2 protein-coding genes are annotated in these 2,050 nt (G+C 60.6%); both read right to left on the bottom strand.

Annotated elements, in window-relative coordinates:
- The coding region (istB, locus tag L3X40_RS21670; protein ID WP_237367403.1) for an IS21-like element helper ATPase IstB at positions 1 to 654 on the bottom strand (654 nt) is incomplete at its 3' end.
- The coding region (gene istA, locus L3X40_RS21675) for an IS21 family transposase (RefSeq protein WP_237367404.1) at positions 644 to 2,050 on the bottom strand (1,407 nt) is incomplete at its 5' end. The genes istA and istB, both read right to left, overlap by 11 nt.

The following is a 2,050-nucleotide window of genomic DNA, read 5'->3' on the forward strand; positions in this document are numbered from 1 at the left end:
TTTGGCATCACCGAACACACCGCCCCACTCGCTGAAGCTGAGATTGGTGGTGATGATGACGCTGGTCTGCTCATAAAGCTTGGAGAGCAGATGGAACAGCAGCGCGCCGCCTGATGGGCTGAACGGCAGATACCCCAACTCGTCGAGGATGACGAGGTCGAGGCGCAGCAGGCGCTCGGCAAGCTGACCAGCCTTATTCATGGCTTTTTCTTGTTCCAGCGCATTGACCAGATCAACCGTGGAGAAGAACCGGGCCTTCTTTCGGTGAAGCTCCACGGCCTGCACGCCAAGCGCGGTAGCCATGTGACTTTTGCCGGTGCCAGGACCGCCGATGAGCACAACATTGTCGGCTCCGTCTATAAAATCTCCGTGATGGAGCTGACGGACAAGGGCTTCATTTACCTCACTGGCAGCAAAGTCGAACCCGGCCAGATCCTTGTAGGCCGGGAACCGGGCCGCCTTGATATGGTAAGCGATGGATCTGACCTCGCGTTCGGTCATTTCCGCTTTTAGCAACTGCGAGAGGATCGGCACAGACGCCTCGAACGCCGGGGCTCCCTGTTCGATCAGGTCGCTGACAGCCCCGGCCATGCCGTACATCTTGAGGCCGCGCAGCATGACCACGACTGCGGCGCTGGCGGGATCATGACGCATGACGTTGTTCCCTATTCCGCAGGGCATCGTAGCGCCCAACATTGGCCAGAGGCTCCTGGGCAAGGCGCAAGGCCTGTGGTGCATCGATAGGGGACGGCGGGATCGCCTTTCCATCGGTCAGACGGTGCAGGATATTGAGAACGTGGGTCTTGGTCGCCACCCCGGCATCAAGAGCAAGCTCGACCGCGTATAGCACCGCCTGCTCATCATGATGCAGCACAAGGGCCAGTATCTCGGCCATCTCCCTGTCGCCGCCAGGCCGCTTCAGCATCAGCCCCTGCAACTGCCGGAATGCATCGGGTAGCTCGGTGAACGGCGCCCCGTTGCGCAGAGCGCCGGGCTTGCGCTGGATTACCGCCAGATAATGACGCCAGTCATAGACCGTTCGTCCCGGCATATGGTGTGAGCGCTCGATAATCCGGCTATGCTCGCACACGATGTGCCCTTCGGCGGCAACGACGATCCGGTTCGGGTATATCCGCAGGCTCACCCGCTGGTTCGCGAACGATGCCGGCACACTATAACGGTTGCGGTCAAAGTTCACGAGACAGGTCGGTGATACCCGCTTGCTGTGTTCGACGAAGCCGTCGAAGATACGGCCCTGCGGCATCAAGCTGGCGACTTCGTCGGCATGCACATCGGCGACGGTACCGGGCAGAACGCCGTGCTGGATATGCCCCCATTGCGCGATGCACTGCTCCTCGAGCCAGACGTTCAGGGCATCTATATCGCAGAAGCTGGGCATTGGTTGCCACAGCCGCCGCCGCGCATCCTGCACGTTCTTCTCGACCTGACCCTTCTCCCACCCCGACGCCGGATTACAGAAGTCCGCTTCGAACAGGTAATGGCTCGCCATGGCGGCAAAGCGCGCGTTGACCTGCCTGGCTTTGCCCTTGCCGATGCGATCGACCGCCGTCCTCATATTATCAAAGATGCCCCGCTGGGGAACACCGCCCAGCACCCGGAACGCCTCAGCCAGCGCGTCGAACAGCATCTCGTGGGTCTGGAGCGGATACGCCCGAACAATGAACGCCCGGCTGTGTGACAGCTTGGTATGCGCCACCTGCAACTTGGTCTGCCTGCCGCCCAGAATGGCCCAGTCCTCGCTCCAGTCGAACTGAAAGGCCTCACCTGCAGCAAACACCAAGGGCACAAAGGTGCCGCGTCCGCTGGTCTGCTGCTCACGCTGACGATCTGCCTTCCAGGTCCGCACAAAGGCTGCAACCCGCTCGTAGGAGCCATCATAACCCAACACCACAAGGTCTGCGTGCATCTGCTTTGCCGTGCGCTTCTGCTTGCGTGACTTGCCAATCTCGATCCGCAGCCATCCCGACAACTTCTCTGCAAACGGATCCAGCTTGCTCGGGCGAACAGACGTCCTGAATACGGGTTCTAG

This window comes from Rhizorhapis sp. SPR117 (assembly GCF_021742065.1).